This window comes from Alloalcanivorax dieselolei B5, assembly GCF_000300005.1.
Lineage (GTDB): Bacteria > Pseudomonadota > Gammaproteobacteria > Pseudomonadales > Alcanivoracaceae > Alloalcanivorax > Alloalcanivorax dieselolei.
Genome location: NC_018691.1, coordinates 883,915 through 900,585, shown reverse-complemented (window position 1 = coordinate 900,585; position 16,671 = coordinate 883,915). Strand labels below are relative to the sequence as shown.

The 16,671-nt window shown below is 59.5% G+C and carries 15 protein-coding genes; 6 read left to right on the top strand and 9 right to left on the bottom strand.

The features are described 5' to 3' along the window. Positions 1-39 precede the first annotated feature (39 nt). The 3 genes from paaI to paaX form a co-directional block, all read right to left on the bottom strand. The gene (paaI, locus tag B5T_RS04150) at positions 40-510 is read right to left on the bottom strand and encodes a hydroxyphenylacetyl-CoA thioesterase PaaI (protein WP_014993210.1); all 471 of its coding nucleotides are present in this window, start codon (positions 508-510) and stop codon (positions 40-42) included. A gap of 26 nt (positions 511-536) precedes the next feature. Beyond that, positions 537-1,328 (bottom strand): 2-(1,2-epoxy-1,2-dihydrophenyl)acetyl-CoA isomerase PaaG, encoded by a 792-nt coding sequence (paaG, locus tag B5T_RS04145; RefSeq protein ID WP_014993209.1) that lies wholly within the window; start codon positions 1,326-1,328, stop codon positions 537-539. Between the two features lie 397 nt (positions 1,329-1,725). Continuing rightward, positions 1,726-2,652 (bottom strand): phenylacetic acid degradation operon negative regulatory protein PaaX, encoded by a 927-nt coding sequence (paaX, locus tag B5T_RS04140; protein WP_014993208.1) that lies wholly within the window; start codon positions 2,650-2,652, stop codon positions 1,726-1,728. Between the two features lie 312 nt (positions 2,653-2,964). Between paaX and B5T_RS04135 the strand changes: the two genes are divergently transcribed. The 5 genes from B5T_RS04135 (at position 2,965) to B5T_RS04115 (ending at position 7,609) form a co-directional block, all read left to right on the top strand. Then, a complete protein-coding gene (locus tag B5T_RS04135) occupies positions 2,965-4,122 on the top strand; it encodes an ABC transporter substrate-binding protein (RefSeq protein WP_148279200.1) in 1,158 nt (385 codons plus the stop codon). A gap of 73 nt (positions 4,123-4,195) precedes the next feature. Next, positions 4,196-5,071 (top strand): branched-chain amino acid ABC transporter permease, encoded by an 876-nt coding sequence (locus B5T_RS04130; protein ID WP_014993206.1) that lies wholly within the window; start codon positions 4,196-4,198, stop codon positions 5,069-5,071. Between the two features lie 17 nt (positions 5,072-5,088). After that, positions 5,089-6,075, top strand: a complete 987-nt coding sequence (locus B5T_RS04125) for a branched-chain amino acid ABC transporter permease (protein ID WP_041717301.1) — start codon at positions 5,089-5,091, stop codon at positions 6,073-6,075. Further along, complete coding sequence (locus tag B5T_RS04120) at positions 6,072-6,866, top strand: ABC transporter ATP-binding protein (protein ID WP_014993204.1); 795 nt, start codon at positions 6,072-6,074, stop codon at positions 6,864-6,866. Before B5T_RS04125 ends, B5T_RS04120 begins: the two co-directional genes overlap by 4 nt. Beyond that, entirely contained in the window at positions 6,863-7,609 is a 747-nt protein-coding gene (locus tag B5T_RS04115; protein ID WP_014993203.1) for an ABC transporter ATP-binding protein, read from the top strand. Before B5T_RS04120 ends, B5T_RS04115 begins: the two co-directional genes overlap by 4 nt. 76 nt (positions 7,610-7,685) lie before the next feature. Here the strand turns inward: B5T_RS04115 and lepB are convergent, their stop codons facing one another. The 6 genes from lepB to B5T_RS04085 form a co-directional block, all read right to left on the bottom strand. Then, positions 7,686-8,510 carry a signal peptidase I gene (gene lepB / locus B5T_RS04110; RefSeq protein ID WP_014993202.1) on the bottom strand — a complete coding sequence of 275 codons (825 nt, stop codon included), beginning with the start codon at positions 8,508-8,510 and terminating at the stop codon, positions 7,686-7,688. A 68-nt stretch (positions 8,511-8,578) separates the two neighbouring features. After that, entirely contained in the window at positions 8,579-10,534 is a 1,956-nt protein-coding gene (locus tag B5T_RS04105) for a WD40 repeat domain-containing protein (RefSeq protein ID WP_014993201.1), read from the bottom strand. Positions 10,535-10,546: 12 nt separating this feature from the next. After that, positions 10,547-11,347, bottom strand: coding sequence for a DUF4163 domain-containing protein (locus tag B5T_RS04100; protein WP_148279199.1), 801 nt, complete (start codon positions 11,345-11,347; stop codon positions 10,547-10,549). A 269-nt stretch (positions 11,348-11,616) separates the two neighbouring features. Next, complete coding sequence (locus B5T_RS04095) at positions 11,617-12,591, bottom strand: hypothetical protein (protein ID WP_014993199.1); 975 nt, start codon at positions 12,589-12,591, stop codon at positions 11,617-11,619. Positions 12,592-12,613: 22 nt separating this feature from the next. Next, positions 12,614-13,069: a GNAT family N-acetyltransferase gene (locus B5T_RS04090; RefSeq protein ID WP_051015447.1), complete on the bottom strand. Its 456-nt coding sequence runs from the start codon at positions 13,067-13,069 to the stop codon at positions 12,614-12,616. A 122-nt stretch (positions 13,070-13,191) separates the two neighbouring features. Beyond that, positions 13,192-14,559: a hypothetical protein gene (locus B5T_RS04085; RefSeq protein ID WP_014993197.1), complete on the bottom strand. Its 1,368-nt coding sequence runs from the start codon at positions 14,557-14,559 to the stop codon at positions 13,192-13,194. Positions 14,560-14,821: 262 nt separating this feature from the next. Between B5T_RS04085 and B5T_RS04080 the strand changes: the two genes are divergently transcribed. Continuing rightward, entirely contained in the window at positions 14,822-16,645 is a 1,824-nt protein-coding gene (locus B5T_RS04080; protein WP_014993196.1) for a bifunctional metallophosphatase/5'-nucleotidase, read from the top strand. The last annotated feature ends 26 nt before the right edge of the window (positions 16,646-16,671 follow it).

Here is a 16,671-nt window from a genome sequence, read left to right as displayed (position 1 = left end):
TATTCTGTCATTGAGTCTGTCTGCGTTGCCTAGAGCCGCTTATGCCTGGCTCTCTTCATCATGAATCACCGGCCCGCGAACGCGGTAGGATTTGCCGCGAAACAAGGCCACCAACTGGCCGTCACCGCCGGTGACACGCACGTCGTAAACACCGGTTCGCCCTTTACGGGTCAACTCCCGCGCTTCCGCGGTAAGCACATCACCAGGCAATCCCGGCGACACATACTCAATGGAACAACCGGAGGCCACGGTGGCTTCGTTATAGGTGTTACAGGCAAAGGCGAAGGCGGAATCCGCCAGGGCGAAAATAAAGCCACCATGACAGGAGCCGTGCCCCTGGATCATGTCATCACGCACCGGCATGCATAGTACGGCGCATCCCGGAGAAACCGTTTTCAGCGTCATGCCCAGTTCGCGGGTAGCGGTATCCCGCTGGTACATGGACTCGGCACAACGCCGTGCCAAAGCAACACTGTCCAGCGCCGCGGTGGCGGTATTCGGATCGGCCATGCAAATCTCCAGATGGGAGGACAGCCTTAGCGGCCTTTGAATTCAGGTGCGCGCTTTTCCATGAACGCGGCGACGCCTTCGCGGTAATCCTCGGTACGGCCCGCTTCACGCTGCAGGTCCCGCTCCACGTCGAGCTGCGTATCCAGATCGTTGTCAAAGCTTTGGTTCAATGCCTGTTTGATCAAAGCAAGACCCCGGGTCGGCTGAGCGGCCAGATGGCGAGCCAGGTCCGTGGCGGTGGAGCGCAGCGCGTCGTCATCCACGCACTGCCAGATCAAACCCCAGGCGGCGGCCTGCTCGGCGGTCAGTTTGTCACCCAGCATGGACAGCCCCTTGGCGCGGGCCATTCCCACCAGGCGCGGCAGCTGCCAGGTGCCACCGGAGTCCGGCACCAGACCGATCTTGCAGAAGGCTTGAGTGAAACTGGCGGAGCGGGCGGCGATGACCAGGTCGCAGGCCAGGGCGATGTTGGCGCCGGCACCGGCGGCGACCCCATTGACCGCCGCGATCACCGGCATCGGCAAACGCTGCAGGGTGCGAATCAATGGGTTGTACCAGGTTTCAATGGAAGAACCCAGGTCGGGCGCTTCGGCGCCGGGCACCACGCTCCTGTCGGACAGATCCTGGCCGGCACAGAAACCGCGTCCGTTACCCGTGATCAGCAGGGCTCGTACGCTGTCGTCCCGCTCCACCATGGACAGGGCTTCCCGTACTTCCTGGTGCATCTGCTCATTGAAACTGTTCAGACGTTCCGGACGATTCAGCGCCAGGGTGGCGACGCCGTCCTCCAGATCAAACGCAATGGTGGCGAACTCCATAATCCGGTCCTGCCTTTTTCTTGGTATCGATGATCAGACCTGCCGGACAGTGATCCGCCGAGCAGTTCCGACGCCAAACTATGGTTGGAAAGCATAGCCCAGACATGACACAAGTCAAAACGCCAAATCCATATTTGTGTATCGAATTAGAAGAACAGAATAAGAACAAGATCCGGAATAAGGCGTTTTTTTCTTTTAATTTCAGCAAGATAAGCTCAAAGCCTAGGTCATTCCCTTTGTGCTACCAAAATTCCCACAAGAAAACTCAATAAGGAATCAGGGCGGCCCGGGAAGCCCGCTGTAGGAGCTTGCCCTGCAAGCGAATGTCCTGGGCCCGAAAGCACAATTCGCTTACAGGGCAAGCTCCCACAGCGGCCTTGTAACCACCAGCGTTTAGTCAGTCGAGCCCGCCAAAACGCTGATAGAAACCATCCCCCGGCTCGGGCAACGGCCCTTCCGCGGTTTCCGTGCGCTCGCTCATCCAGGCCTCCGCGCCACGGTAAGTGAGGCGGTAGAGATTACGGCAAAGCTGGCGCGCGGCGCGGCCTTCCCAGTCCGAAGGTAATAATTCTTCCGGCAATAGCGGATCACGCAACAGCAGTTTTCGGTATTCGTGAATCAGCAGCGTGCGCGCCAGAAAGCACTCCATCGGCGGTGGCGTCTCCAGCTTGCTCATTTCCTGCCAGAGCGGCCGAAACTGATCAAGAAATTCCCGGTACCCTTCCGAGAGCTGCTCCAGATTCCAGGCATCCCTCACCTGCAAACGCAACGGCCGTGACGCATAACTGTCCTGGGCCCGGGTCTCGAAGATGATGGTGTCTTCCAGCGCATTCTGTTCCTGGAGCGTGGCGTTCAGTTCGGCCCGGTCCACCATCGGGTGGGCCACCATGCCCGGCGTCAAACCGCCAAACCCCATCCATTCCAGTTCCTGGCGCACATCGCGACGGGCGTCCGGATCCAGCTGGTTGAGGATGACCAGCGTCCAGGCGCCGTCCCAGGTCGGCTGCACACCGGAATAAACGCGCTTGAAAGCCTTCTCGAAACGGCGGCGGCCGGCGGCGGTGAGTCCATAGTAGCTGCGGCGCCCCACTTTCTCCGCGATAAGCCAGCCCTCCCGGGTCAAACGGAACACCGAGGTGCGCACCAGACGCTGATTGATGCCCATGGGTTCAAGCAGATCGATCAGGCTGCCCAACCACACCGCGCCGCCCCTGGGTACAATGGCGTCACCGAACAGGGTAATGATCAGAGAACCGGTACGCAGCGGCCGGCGCTGCTGAAAACGTTCGATCAAGCGTTCCAATTGCTCGCATTGCAAATCCACTGGGCGATCTTCCTATCTCCGGGCCCTTTCCGGGGCGTCCAAATCAGCGTGATACCGGCCTTTCCGGCGGCGCGACATGCTACCAAACCCTCCTGTCCGGAGACATAAAAGGCCAATGAATAGCACCATAAAACAGCCACTTGGGCCAATATAGCAACTTTTATGACACATTAAATTTGATCTTGACTTGAAATTCGTATCGCTTTATACCTGAAAAAACAAGGACGCTGATGGACGTCCCGCGCCACCGGGCTCCGGCAAGGCGCATAAAAACAAAAGTCCCTCCGGGGGCATACGCAGATAGGTGTGATAATGAAAACAATGCTGAAGAACCTAGCCGTGGGCGCCGTGGCGGCGCTGGGCCTGGCCTCCTTGTCCCCGGTCGCGAAGGCGGAAGACCCCATTCGCATCGGATCCTTCCTCTCCGTCACCGGCCCGGCCGCGTTTCTCGGCGACCCGGAACTGAAAACCCTGGAACTGTATGTACACCAGCTGAACGAAAACGGCGGCCTGTTGGGCCGTGAAGTCCAGCTGGTTCATTATGACGACTCCGGTGACGCCTCCAAAGCCCGCACCTTCGTCACCCGGCTGCTGCGGCAGGACAAAGTCGATCTCATCATCGGTGGCAGCACCACCGGCGCCACCATGGCGGCGGTGCCGGTGATCGAACAGGCGCGGGTGCCGTTCATCTCTCTGGCCGGCGCGGAAACCATCTCCACCCCGGTGAAGAAATGGGTGTTCAAGATGCCGCAATCCGATCGTCAGGCCGCCCGCCGCGTACTCACTGACATGAAGGAACGCGGTCTCACCCGGATCGGTCTGATCTCCGGCACCGGCGGCTTCGGCGCCTCCGGACGTAACGTGACCCTGGAGGAAGCCAAAGCCATGGGGATCGAGGTGGTGGCCGACGAGACCTATAACCCGAAGGATACCGACGTCACCGCTCAGCTCACTCGCATCCGCAATACCGATGGCGTGCAGGCGGTACTCAACTTCGACTTCGGCCAGGGCCCGGCCATTGTCACCAAGAACTACAAGCAACTGGGCATCGAACTGCCGTTTTACCAATCCCACGGCGTCGCTTCCGACAGCTTCCTGAAACTGGCCGGCGATGCCGCCAAAGGCCTGCGCCTGCCCGCCACCGCCTTGCTGGTGGCCGATACCATCCCCGACAGCGATCCCCAGCATGGCGTGGTCACCGGCTACAAAAAAGCCTATGAGGACCGTTACAACAGTTCGGTGTCGACCTTTGGCGGCTACGCTTACGACGGCTTCCAACTGGCGGTGCAAGCGATCAAACAAGCTGGCTCCACCGATCCGGCGAAAGTGCGCGACGCTCTGGAAAGCATCCAGGGCTATGTCGGAGTCACCGGCACCTACAACCTGAGCGCCAAGGACCACATGGGGCTGTCCTATGATTCCTTCCGCATTCTGGAAGTGAAGGACGGCCACTGGACGCTGGTGGAGTAATCCACCCGCCGGGCGCCATGGACGGCACCCCGGATGCTTGCTCTCACCGCCCTCTTTCCAGGCAGGACCGAACATGTTCAGCGAGTTTTTTCAGTTCACGTTCTCGGGGATCACCCTGGGCGCCATTTATGCCTTGGTGGCACTGGGTTTCACCCTGATCTACAACGCCAGCCACGTGATCAATTTCGCCCAGGGCGAATTCCTGATGATCGGTGGCATGGGCACAGTGGTACTGGTGGGAGCCGGCCTGCCGTTGCCGGCGGCCATGGTGGGCGCTCTGGTGCTGGCCACGGTGGCGGGCATTTTACTGCACCGCCTGGCCATCGCTCCGGCGCGGGACGCCGACGTGGTGACGTTGATCATCATCACCATCGGCGCTTCGATCTTCCTGCGGGGGCTGGCTCAGTTTTTCTGGGGCAAGGAGTATCATGCCCTGCCCCGCTTCAGTGCCACCGAGTCCCTTTCCATCGGCGGTGCCACCCTGTTGACGCAAAGCCTGTGGATCCTAAGTATCGCCGTGGTGCTGGTGGTGGCATTGGCGGTGTTCTTCAGCCGCAGCAAACTGGGTAAAGCAATTCTCGCCACCTCCATGAACAAGGACGCCGCCCGGCTCGCCGGCATCAAGACCCAGGTCATCCTGGGTGTGGCCTTTGGTATTTCCGCACTGCTCGGCGCCGCCGCTGGCCTGATCGTCACCCCGATCACTTTCACCGCCTATGACGTCGGCATCATGCTGGGGCTGAAAGGCTTCGTCGCCGCCGCCATCGGTGGCTTGGGCAGTAGCACCGGCGCGGTGGTCGGCGGTCTGTTATTGGGCTTGAGCGAAGCCTATACCGCCGGCTATATCTCCTCCGATTACAAGGACGCGGTGCCGTTCGTGATCATCCTCGCCATCTTGTTTTTCCTGCCCAACGGTTTGTTCGGCAGCCGGGCCGCGGAGCGGGTGTGATGAAGGGCGCGAGCACGATGAAAAAAACCATTCTGATGTCCCCATACGGGGGCCTGCTACTGCTGACGCTGATCCTGGCACTGATGCCATTGGCGGTCAGTAACGATTTCCACTATGACCTGCTGACCAAGATCTGCCTCACCGCCACCGTGGCGGTGGGATTGAATCTGCTGGTGGGTTACGCCGGCCAGGTCAGTCTCGGCCATGCCGCGTTTTACGGCGCCGGCGCCTACGCCAGCGCCATTCTCACCGGCCAGTACACTCTTAGCCCGATGCTGGCCCTGCTCAGTGCCGCCGCCGGCGTCGGCGTACTGGCCTGGCTGGTCGGGCGGCCGATCCTGCACCTGAAAGGTCACTATCTTTCCATGGCCACCCTGGGCCTGGGCGTGATCGCCGCCATCGTACTCAACAACGAAGAGCAGCTCACCGGTGGCCCGGACGGCATCGGTCTACCTCCGCTGTCCCTTTTCGGTCACGAACTGAGCGTGTTCGGCGAGTACCAGTTCGCCGGACTGACGTTCACCGGCGTGGAATTGTGGTATCTGCTCGCCGCGGCGGTCTTGGTGGTGGCGGTACTGCTGGCACTGAATATCATCGACTCACCACTGGGCCGGGCACTGCGCGCGCTGCACGGTTCGGAAATCGCCGCCCAGGTGGCCGGCGTGGACACCGCCAAATACAAGTTGCGGGTGTTCGTTATTTCCGCCGTCTACGCCAGCATCGCAGGCAGCCTGTATGGCCATTACAGTGGTTTCATCACCCCTACCGTGGCCTCTTTCGAACACTCCATTGAACTGATCACCATCGTCGTACTTGGCGGCATGGCTTCCACTTTCGGTGTCATCATTGGTGCCGCGATCCTGGTGCTCATTCCCCAGTTTCTCACCGACTTCCAGGAGCTGGAGATGGTGGTGTTCGGCGCCATTCTGATGGCAGTGATGATTTTTCTGCCCCGGGGACTGCTGCCCAGCGTGCTCCAGCGATTGCAGCGAGGTGCCCAATGAGCGCTCTGCTTTCCGTCACCAACCTGAGCAAGGAATTCGGCGGCGTGCACGCCATCGAGGATCTGTCCTTCGATGTGAAGCGTGGCCATGTGCATTCGATCATCGGTCCCAACGGCGCCGGCAAAACCACCCTGTTCAATCTGGTGACCGGCCTGTACCAGCCCAGCGCCGGCACGGTTACCCTGGGTGGCCGCGACATCACTGGCCGGGAACCCCACAAGCTCTGCGAAATGGGCATGGCGCGGACGTTCCAGAATCTGCAAATCTGCATGAATATGAGCGCCCTGGAAAACGTCATGCTCGGCCGCCATCGCCATCTCGGTAGCGGCGCCCTGGCCGCCATGCTCAAACTGCCAGGGCTGAGAAAGGCGGACCGGGACTGTCGCGAACACTGCCGGGAGCTGATGACCTTCGTGGGTTGCGGTGATTACCAGGATCACGCCGCCTCCGCCATGCCCTACGGCGCGCTCAAACGCCTGGAGATCGCCCGCGCCCTGGCGGCGGAACCGGACATTCTGTTGCTGGACGAACCCGCCGCCGGTCTCAACGCCACCGAAACCGACGCCTTGAAATCGGTGATTCAGAAGATCGCCGGGAAAGGCATCACCGTGGTGCTGGTGGAGCACGACATGAAACTGGTAATGAAGGTATCCGACCATCTTCTGGTACTCAGCTATGGCCGTAAACTGGCGGAAGGCACTCCAGAGGAGATCCGCGAGCACCCCGAAGTGATCGCCGCGTATCTCGGTGGCGGCACACGCCAGCGTGAGACGCAGGAGGTGCCGGCATGACCAGCGCCGCGCCCTTCACTCCCCGTCCCGAACCGACACCTTTGCTGTCACTCGAGAAAATAACCAGTGCCTACGGCCGGATCGAAGTGCTTCATGAGCTGGCATTGACCATAGCCCCGGGAGAAACCGTGGCATTGGTGGGTGCCAACGGTGCCGGCAAGAGCACCTTGCTGCGAGTGATCTCCGGCCTGCAACCCGCCAACGGCGAGATCCACTTCGATGGCCGGAACCTGTCGCGCAGTGACACCGCCGATCGCGTTCGTCGCGGTATCGTGCAAGTACCGGAAGGCCGCCAGGTCTTCGCCGGGTTGTCGGTGGAGGACAATCTTATGCTCGGCGCTTATACCCGCAACGACAAAGCCGCCATCGCCGAGGATCTGGAAAAGCAATATCAACGCTTTCCCATCCTCAAGGACAAGCGGCGCCAAACCGCCGGCACGCTGTCCGGGGGCCAACAGCAAATGCTGGCCATGGGACGGGCTCTGATGGGGCGGCCGCGGCTGTTACTGCTGGACGAACCCAGCATGGGTCTGGCACCGCTGATCATCGAGCAGATCTTCGACATCGTGTGTGAATTGAAAGCGGAAGGCATTACCCAGTTCGTGGTCGAGCAGAACGCCGCCGAGGCGCTGGCGGTGGCCGACCGCGGCTATGTCCTGGAAACCGGGCGTATCGTCGCCAGCGGAAAAGGCTCCGCACTGCTGGACAACGACAGCGTCAAGGCCGCCTATTTGGGCGGGTAGGTTTTCGGGGCGGATAGTTTTTTCGAGCAGGCGCCGTGCTGGCAGGCACGGCGCTTCTTTTTTTGCTCGCTCCCCACTACCAGTTCAGAACGATCTTGCCGATCATATCCTTCGCGGGAATCATGCCCAGGTAGCGGCTATCGCGGCTATTGTCGCGGTTATCGCCCATAACGAAGAAGTGCCCATCCGGAACAACGTGATCGAATCGGCGCCCCGGCCCAGCCGTCATTGAATACTGCACTGAATAGCGCTGTTCGTTGAGCGTTTCCGTGGCTTGTTCGCCATCGTTCCCGAATACGGTGGGCAGCGGCTCGCCATTAAGGACCAGTTGTTTGTTCTCATACTGGATATGGTCCCCCGGCAAACCAATTACCCGCATCACGAACAGCTGCCCCGCCATCTCCGGAGGCCGGAACACGAACAACTCTCCACGGTGTGGCGGCGTACGTCGTTCCACATCGCTCTCGTACAGAGTCAAGCCAAAGGCGCCGTAAACCCCATAGCCCCAACGCTGCATCACGGCGTAGCCACCCGGCTGCAACGTCGGCGCCATGGAGGAAGACGGGATCCGGAACAAGTCAAACAGAAACGCTCGCGTGGCGAAGACAACCAGAACGAAGGCCAGCGGCAAACTGAGCGTGCCCCACCAGGTGTTGAACCAGCGTCGCCGGCCATCGAAACAAACGCGCCCGGCAAGAATAAACGCCTGCACCGCGGCGGCGACGGACACCAACAGGCCAATACCGGAAGGGGCCCCTTGGCCCGCCAGCGTCAGATCCGCCCAACCGGCCGCCAGCATCGCCAGCGAATACACCAGTACCCACCGCCAGCGCGACAGATAAACAAACGCCAACGGCGGCACCAATACGCCAATCACGGCGGCAAACCAGCGGTTCGGCATGATTCTTCCTTTATCAAAAGTGCCCTGAAAATACGGCAGCCTGCCATTGAGGGAGGGCCGACCAGCAATCACCGCTGCCGGGGTAAATGCCAGTGCAATACGGTGGACAATGTCAGCGCATAGAGATCACGGCCGTCCGGGGAAAATGCCAGCGCCAGCACGGATACGCCGGACGGCACTTTGAGCGCCACCGGTGTGCGTCCTGTACGCGCTTCCCGAAGCTGCACCTGGTCGGCCACCGCCGTGGCCAGCCAACGCCCTTCCGGCGACGCCGCGGCAGCCCTGATCTGATCCCGTCCATCGAGCACCGCGGAATACAGATACTCCCCTTTTTCCGTGTCGAAGACATGCATGCCCGCCACTCGCTCACTCTCCAGCCCTGGACGCAACTGGAAACCACTGGTCACCCATCGGCCCTGGGAAGACCCGACCGCCGTCCAGGATGAGAGATGATGACGCAAATCCGGATTTGGTGGCGCCCCTTCAATCGGGAAAACGCCATAGCGCTGCGGCGCCTGAATCACTTTTCGTACCCGGCCATTGGCGGGGTTCAGCTCCGTCACCCCGTAGAGATCCTCTACCCACAAGGCATCGCCAACCCAACGCACCGGTCGCAGCGGCTGCGAAAATAAAGCCGCTCGCGGCACTTCGACAGCGTTGTAATGCCAGCGCCCGCCTTCTTCACGCTGATACCGATAAATCCGGTCCACCCGATAGCTGTACAAGCGAGGACGCCCCTGAGCATCCAGTTGCCAGCGTGGAACGTTGCCCGGGCCGGGCAGACTTGACGGCGTTGCCAAAGTCACCGCCTGCGGCGCTTTCTCATTTCCGCGATAGCGGAATAATGTCCCGTCGCCCCCGTTCAGCGGGCGCCCCCAGAACCACAACGTATCGGCGCTCTCGTCCAGCAGTATCGGGTCCGCCCCGTCCAGCCCCTGCCACAAGACCGATAGCGAAGCCTCTTCCGGTTCCAGTCGCCAAACCTCGGCAATCCACCTGCGCTTACCATCGACCTGAGCCGGCCGCTCCACGCCGATGACCAGACTGCCATCGGACATCACCTGCAACGTTCTAGGGTCCAGAGGATCGTCACTGGTCAGAGTGTAGATTTCGGGGATCACCTCACTGTCGGCTTTCCCGGCCTGTTGAAGTCGTGGCGCGGGAGGCTCTGGTGGAGCCTCCACCGGCGCTTGCCAACGCGCCGGATCCTCACTGATTTGCCAGTCGCTATCAGAAAGATGTTCTTCCAGTGCGCTCATTACCGCCTGAAACAGCTCTGCGGGCACCAGCGACTGAGAGAGCGTGGTGGGCACACCATCCGCCACCAGGAGCTTTCGGTGCGCCGGATTGGGAAAGGATTGACGACGGTGGATATCGATCATCGTCGCCGGGGAACCCAGCAGCGGCTCGGCATCAAATACCGTCACCGTTTGCTTCACGTGATATTGCTTGCGCCACCCTTGCGCCCATTCACGGGAAGATTCCGCTCGGGAATACAAGGACTTCATCCAGGGCAGGGTAAGCAGCCTCTTTGGCGAAACATCCAACCGGGCCAGGGCCTGGCTTCTGCGCCAGTCCCGCTCTTCCGGCATCAAAGCTCCGTCACGCACCGCCGCGTCCAGATCCGGTTCATCGCCACCGCGCGCCAGCGTGTCCCGCCACTGCGGATGCCGGGATAACATCACTCGCCGCCAAGGCTCATCCAGCGTGAACAAGGGTAAGGGTGTCTCCACCAAGGTAACTTTACCCACCAGCGCCTCGGATACCACTGGCCACACCTGCTCATAAGAAGCCCTTACCAGAAGATAAGCACGTTCCGCCCCCATCGCATGTTGCTCCCCCAGCACCACCACGGGGATACGCAAGGCATCGGGCGTATGACGGTGCACGCCGTCTTCAACTACCCGCCAGTCGCTCCCCTCGGATTCTGGAAACGCTTCCATGGCTTCCTCCCCTTGGGCAAGCGATGCCAACAAGACCACCACCAGGGCCACAGCCAGGTTTCCGATGTTTTGATCAAGCATGGCCCGTCCCGATCAATGCAAATGAACCGGCAGTGGCGGCCGACCCGGTCGCTGCCAGCGCCCGACCAAATCCCCATCATCGGTCCACTGAAAAGTAAAGGTCTCGGTGGTTTCGCCATCAGCACGGCGGGTCAGAACCACGGCCCCGTCCCGGCTCGCTTCCTGGTGCAATCGTATCGGTACCTTGTATTTATCGTAGGCGTACCAGGCCGGGCCGGACCAGGCTCCCAACACCAGGGTGACAGGATATCGCCCGTCGATCGAACCCAGAAAGACGCCATCACGGAAGCCTGACCGCCGCAACGGACAGTCGCTCCGACGCTCCAGCAACAGGCAGCGACCGAATTCACTCAGCCAGGGCGCCAGTGTGTCGTAGTCGAACCGACTTTCCTCATCGCCCAGGTCATTCAATGCCCGAACCGCATGGGGAAAGCCGCAGCCCCGGATCATCACCAAGGCATCGGCTCGCAACTGCCACTCCCTCTCATCGTACAAACCGGCCCGAACGTTCTCACGGCACTCCCGGTAAAGGTCAGCCTGGATCTCCGCCTCCTGCTGATCCAGACCGTTCGGCTGGGCAGCCTGCAAAAAGGCGTCGATATCATGAATCTGCATCGCATCGACCCGGTCCCGCAGTTTCCTCGCACCGTCTTCGGTGAACAGCGTTGCCAGGAACAACGGCTGACCGGTCTGCGTTTCAAATTGATAACTCTGGGAAAAGGTCGAAGGATAGGCGCCCGTGTATTCCCCATTGAAAACAATGGAGAGGACCCCCTTGGTGTTGGTCACCACCTGGTAGTCGAGAGATGTCACCCCCGTCCATTGTCCTTCCTTCGGCCAGACCGCATCGAAGGGTGTCTCACCGGGGCCGCCAGGGAAGCGCTCCAGCAAGCTCACCTGAAGCCAGGTATTAATACGTCGTGCCGCTCCCGTGTCTCCTCGCACCAAAGGAAACCGAAATATGGCGTAATCACCCAAGGTCGCGTGTTCCGCCGACAATTCGTCGACGGCGACCTGAGCCCAGGCCGTTGGCGCCGTGCTCGAAAAAACGACCAACACGGCATACCAAAAGCCCCTGATCACTACTCTATCTCCATGCCGGTTATCCATCCGGTTATCCTCGCCACTTCCAGCTCTTTTGAGTCCTTGGGTTTATGCAGTACCACCGAGATCAGATAAACCGTGCCCTCCTTGGTGTCTTCCGTGGTCAGCACGCCATGCCCCTGGTACTTTCCGGTCGCCTCCAGGGTGACGGCCCTGCCACGCCCCATGATACGAAGCCGGTAATTCTCGATCGGCGGGACCAGCCCCTTCAATGAGCCGTAGACCTCCTCCAGATTGGCCACAAATTCTCGACGCTTTTTCCTGGGAAAATAGCTGGAGACGAAGAGCTCCTCGTTGCTCGCCGCCAGCTCATCAACGAACCCCTTGCCATCGCCGCTATTAAGAAGGTTCCGAAGTTCACTGAATCTGGCTACCGTTGCCTGTTCCAGCTCTTCCCGATCCCAGAGACTCAGATCCTCCGATGAGCGCCATCCTTCAAGTATGTAGGGCACCTCGGCGTTGAAATGCCAGGTTTGCTCGACAAAGGGAAGATCATGGTCGATGGGAGCGAAGGCCAGGGTCCGCAGCTTTTTGAATTCGTCGGTCCGTTTGTCCACCATGTAAAGCGTGGGCGGCCGATCCCCCGCTTCGGTAAGAGCGAGAATATCCCGGGGCCGCAGCTGGCCGCCGTTGTAGTCATCCGGCGCCCACACCCTGAGTGTGACGGATTGCTCTCCACTCTCAAGAATATAGTCGTTGAGAGTCTCCGGACCCGGCCCCGCCTGGGTGCCGCCTGCCGCGATCACATCATTGACCCGCAGCTCGAAGGGAAATGGAATGTCGTAATCGACGAAATAGGCGATCTGCTCGCTATCCAGCACCTCCTCTCCAGATTTGGCGTGGACGACACCCACTCCCAAGTAGCAGACCATCATCATTGCAAGCAACGGAGGTCTTTGAAGGCGTGGCCACCAACGACCATCAAACCGAAGAGAAATAGCACCCAGACCCATGGCCACATCCTGTGCTGAAAGATTATTCGAGATCCAGCCCCAACCTTAGCATGTCCTTATGCTGGATCCCCGCCTCCATCACCGGTTCATCATAATGGTCGAGGAAGAAATCGCGGACCACACGCTCTACCCGAAAACCCAAGCGTTGGTAGAACGCCAGTTGATAGCCGAAAGCACCGGTACCCAACTCAATACGGCGCACGCCCTTGGACCGGCACTGGTCGATCACATAGCGCAGCAGGGCCGATCCTACGCCCTGTCCCTGTACTTCGGGGGATACAGCGATATTGAATAGCTCCAGGACACCATCATCGATGGTATTGAGAACACAAGCACCGACGATATCCCTGCCCTTTGTCGCGGAGAAGCACTGGCTGCCTTCCAGATACTTACATACATTCCGCTCTGAAGGATCGGCTTCCAGCAACAAAGCCCAAGGTAACGTCTGCGCATCGACCTGAGATACGGAGAGTTCCATTATTTCTTCCACCGTTACTTCCCGTCAGCTGCTGAGGAGTCGCCGTGAGGACACATGGTGCCACCTGTCCTGATTCGACACTTCCTCTTCTGAGCAGACTTTCAATCCAAGCAACCGGTGAATCATCCCCGTTTGCGTGCAAACCGATGTAGCAGCATCAACAGAGCCGATCCGAACAATAGAACGGGATCGATGAAGCCACCTCCGCCACTACTACCCGGGCTAACATTCGATCGCTTCGGAGGAGAACCAATACGAGCCTTCAGAATAGGCCGACTACTGTCATCCTCCTGTTCGTACCAGGCCACCACAGCGAGATCGCCGCTCAATGCCACTCTGGTGTTGGCGGACGCGTCGTGCGACCCCGAGGCTCCTTCGGACACAATAAATGCAGGGTCACCTATTACGCCTTCCTCGTCAAAAGCTGTGATCTTTCGGTAACGAGGCTCTCCGTCCTCAGAAATGGTCCAGCCAATCAAAAATGTCCCATCTCCATCACCAGTCATATCCAGCTTGCCCGACAGGGTGTTGAGTGGATCCTCCCCAATCGTCACCGCCACATCCACAGTACCATCGGCGTTTATATATTGAGTTCGCTGACTGAATACTTCTTGCGCGTCAACGGATGCACTTTGAAACCAAGCGCTGGCATATCCGTCATCCACGCCGGTCGCCAGGACCGGAAAGGTTTGATATAAGTCAATGCCGCCATGATCCCCAGCACTTAACTGTGAAACGTTTTCCACTCCCTCCGATCCATCAAAATCATAACGGCTCACCGTAAGAACCACATTATCACCCTCAACGTCCGGCCAGATGAAAAGTGCGGAATTTACCTGCAACGCTACAGCGATCGGAATGTTTAAATCAGCTCTAGAGCGGAGAAGGAAAGGAGGGCTACGTCCGTAACCCTCTGGGCCATAAACTTGGACTATGTAACCTGGATCAGTGTAGTAAGACATCCCCACTACAAACCAACCATCTTGATTCACTGCCAAGTCTGCGTCGCAGCTATATCCATACCCCATTGAAGCCAGCCATGGGGCCGACACGTTATCATCGGTGCCCACTCGACTGAGCATGACGTGTTCTCGACAATGCGAAGACGACATACTGGAACCGGCATTCCAAACCACCACCATGCCACCATCTCCGTTCGAACCGACAATGGGGTCGGACAGTCCAGAATCCGAAGAAGCAGTATTTTCTGAAACCGTGAGAATGTCGCCCATGACATTTCCGTCCTGGTCGAAGCGTGCCAGCTTGACCTGATCCAGGCCGGTGTCAATATTATGTTCCACCCAAGTCGCTGCAAATCGGCCATCCGGTAAAGAAGTGACATCGAACCCCTGAAACCGGACCTGAGCTTCGGCCTGGTACAAGTCCACGATCTCATCGGTATCAAAAACAGAAACCGCTACAGCAGAGGCGGGCAACAGGGCACCGATGACAGCAGCCAATGCCGGCATATAAAAAGCGCTCTGATTCATGGCGTATCCTTGCTCGTGCTATTTAAAGAAACCGCCCCAAAGGCGGCCCCCCACCTGGAGCAATTTAGCATAGCTCATAAGTAGTCGGGACCCCGGACCTGCGCTCCTGATACCTGAGCGGACCCAAACCCACCCGCTCCGCTCCGGCTTTTCTTGCCCCATATCGCCACATCCCGTCCATAAAACAGCCACCAGACTGTCATCACCAGCTTCTAGGATGCGCGTCGACTTGCCTTTCCTTTATCCGAATCGGAGTTGAATCGTGGCTATTCCCAGATCCCTTCCGGCCTTCGCCCTGGCCGGCTTCTCTTTATTTTTAGCCGGCTGCGGGAGTGACAACGACAATCACAACCCGCCAGCGGAGGCCAAGCCGCTGCGGCTGCAGGTGCTACACACCAATGATCATCACTCCTATTTCGAGGGACAGAGCTACGACCTGAGCCTGGACTACGACCCTACCCTGGTCGGTGCTGAAACCGTACGTGTTGACCTCGGCGGCTTCCCACGCATCGCCACCGCTATCGATGAGTACCGTGACGATCACACCCTGGTCCTCAACAGCGGTGAGCTGAACGGCACCCTCTACTTCAGCCTGTTCAAGGGCGAGGTGGATTTCAAAGTGTTCAACGCCATCGGCCTGGACGCCTACGAGCTGGGTAACCATGAGTTCGACGAGGGTGAAGCGCATCTCGCCGAGCTGCTGAAGACGGTCAATTTCCCGGTGATCGCCGGCAATGTGCACCCCACCACGGACAGCCCGCTGTTTGGTTCCGATATCGCGCCCTACGTGGTCAAGGAGATCGACGGCGAGAAAGTGGCGATCATCGGTGTTCTCAAGGTGGAGAAGACACAGGAATCCTCCCTGGTCACCGACGCCGTGGAATTCGACGACGAAATCACCTCGGTACGCGAACACATCTACGCTCTGAAAGACGAAGGGATCAACAAATTCATCGTGCTCAGCCACCTGGGCTACGACTTTGACCAGGAACTGGCGGCCAGCGTCCGCGACATCGACCTGATCGTCGGCGGTGATACCCACGACGTTCTCGACGCCACCGGCGAGTTCGAAGCCATGGGGCTGGACGTGGACGGCGACTACCCCACGGTGGTGAACAACCCGGACGGGCAGCCGGTCTATATCGTTCAGGCCTGGGAGTACGCCAAGGGACTGGGCAAACTGGAAGTGAGCTTCGACGCCGATGGCGTCATCACCGACATCGACGGCAATGTGGAGCTACTGGTCGGCGAGAACTATCAGGTAAAGGGCGCCGACGATACCTGGGTGGCGGCGAGCAGCGAGCAGACGGCGCAAATCAATGGCGTGATCGACGGCCTGGCCACGGTACGGGTGGCAAAGGAATCCCAGGCCATTCTCGATATTCTCACGCCGTACAAGGCGGAAATGGAGAGCTTCAAACAGGAAACCCTGGGACAAGTAACACAGCACATGCCGTTCGAGCGCATTCCCACACCGTTCCAGGCCGGCGAAACACCCACCGGAAGCTACGCCGCCCAAGTGGTGGCCGATGCCTTCCTCATCTATCTGCCGAAGGCCGATGTGGCGATCCAGAACGCCGGCGGGGTGCGCGCTCCGCTCGAGGACGGGGAATTCACCGTGGCGGACGCCTACAACATCCTGCCGTTCTCCAACACTGTGGTCACCATCGACATGACCGGCGCGGAAATCGTCAAAGTGCTCAACGAAGCGCTCGACTACGCCCAGGGCATCACCTCCTCCACCGGCGCCTTCCCCTATTCCGCCAATCTGCGCTACGACGTGGTGCTCGGCGCGCCGGTGGGCACCGGCATTCAGAATGTGGAGGTAAGGGATGAAAGCGGAACCTGGGGCCCCATCGACAACGGCGCCGTCTATTCCGTGGCCACCAACTCTTTCACCGGGCTCGGCAAGGACGGCTACGACACTTTCGGTGAAGTGCGCGAGGCCAACCCGGAGGCCTTCGAGAATTCCGACGTGGCCTATGTGGTGCCACTTCTGGAGTACTTCCGGGAGGAGCTGCCGGACAACACACTGCCGGCACTGGATCCGGACCTCTACTGCCTGAAGTCCGTAACCCAGCAATAAGCATCAAACCCGGAGCCGGACGTCCG

Bases quoted from the DNA above. Each gene is read 5' to 3' on its own strand.
- B5T_RS04105 (WP_014993201.1), bottom strand. From the start codon at position 10,534: ATGCTTGATCAAAACATCGGAAACCTGGCTGTGGCCCTGGTGGTGGTC.
- B5T_RS04115 (WP_014993203.1), top strand. From the start codon at position 6,863: ATGACCAGCGCCGCGCCCTTCACTCCCCGTCCCGAACCGACACCTTTG.
- B5T_RS04090 (WP_051015447.1), bottom strand. From the start codon at position 13,069: ATGGAACTCTCCGTATCTCAGGTCGATGCGCAGACGTTACCTTGGGCT.
- B5T_RS04135 (WP_148279200.1), top strand. From the start codon at position 2,965: ATGAAAACAATGCTGAAGAACCTAGCCGTGGGCGCCGTGGCGGCGCTG.
- lepB (WP_014993202.1), bottom strand. From the start codon at position 8,510: ATGCCGAACCGCTGGTTTGCCGCCGTGATTGGCGTATTGGTGCCGCCG.
- paaI (WP_014993210.1), bottom strand. From the start codon at position 510: ATGGCCGATCCGAATACCGCCACCGCGGCGCTGGACAGTGTTGCTTTG.
- paaG (WP_014993209.1), bottom strand. From the start codon at position 1,328: ATGGAGTTCGCCACCATTGCGTTTGATCTGGAGGACGGCGTCGCCACC.
- B5T_RS04120 (WP_014993204.1), top strand. From the start codon at position 6,072: ATGAGCGCTCTGCTTTCCGTCACCAACCTGAGCAAGGAATTCGGCGGC.
- B5T_RS04095 (WP_014993199.1), bottom strand. From the start codon at position 12,591: ATGGGTCTGGGTGCTATTTCTCTTCGGTTTGATGGTCGTTGGTGGCCA.
- B5T_RS04085 (WP_014993197.1), bottom strand. From the start codon at position 14,559: ATGAATCAGAGCGCTTTTTATATGCCGGCATTGGCTGCTGTCATCGGT.
- B5T_RS04130 (WP_014993206.1), top strand. From the start codon at position 4,196: ATGTTCAGCGAGTTTTTTCAGTTCACGTTCTCGGGGATCACCCTGGGC.
- B5T_RS04125 (WP_041717301.1), top strand. From the start codon at position 5,089: ATGAAAAAAACCATTCTGATGTCCCCATACGGGGGCCTGCTACTGCTG.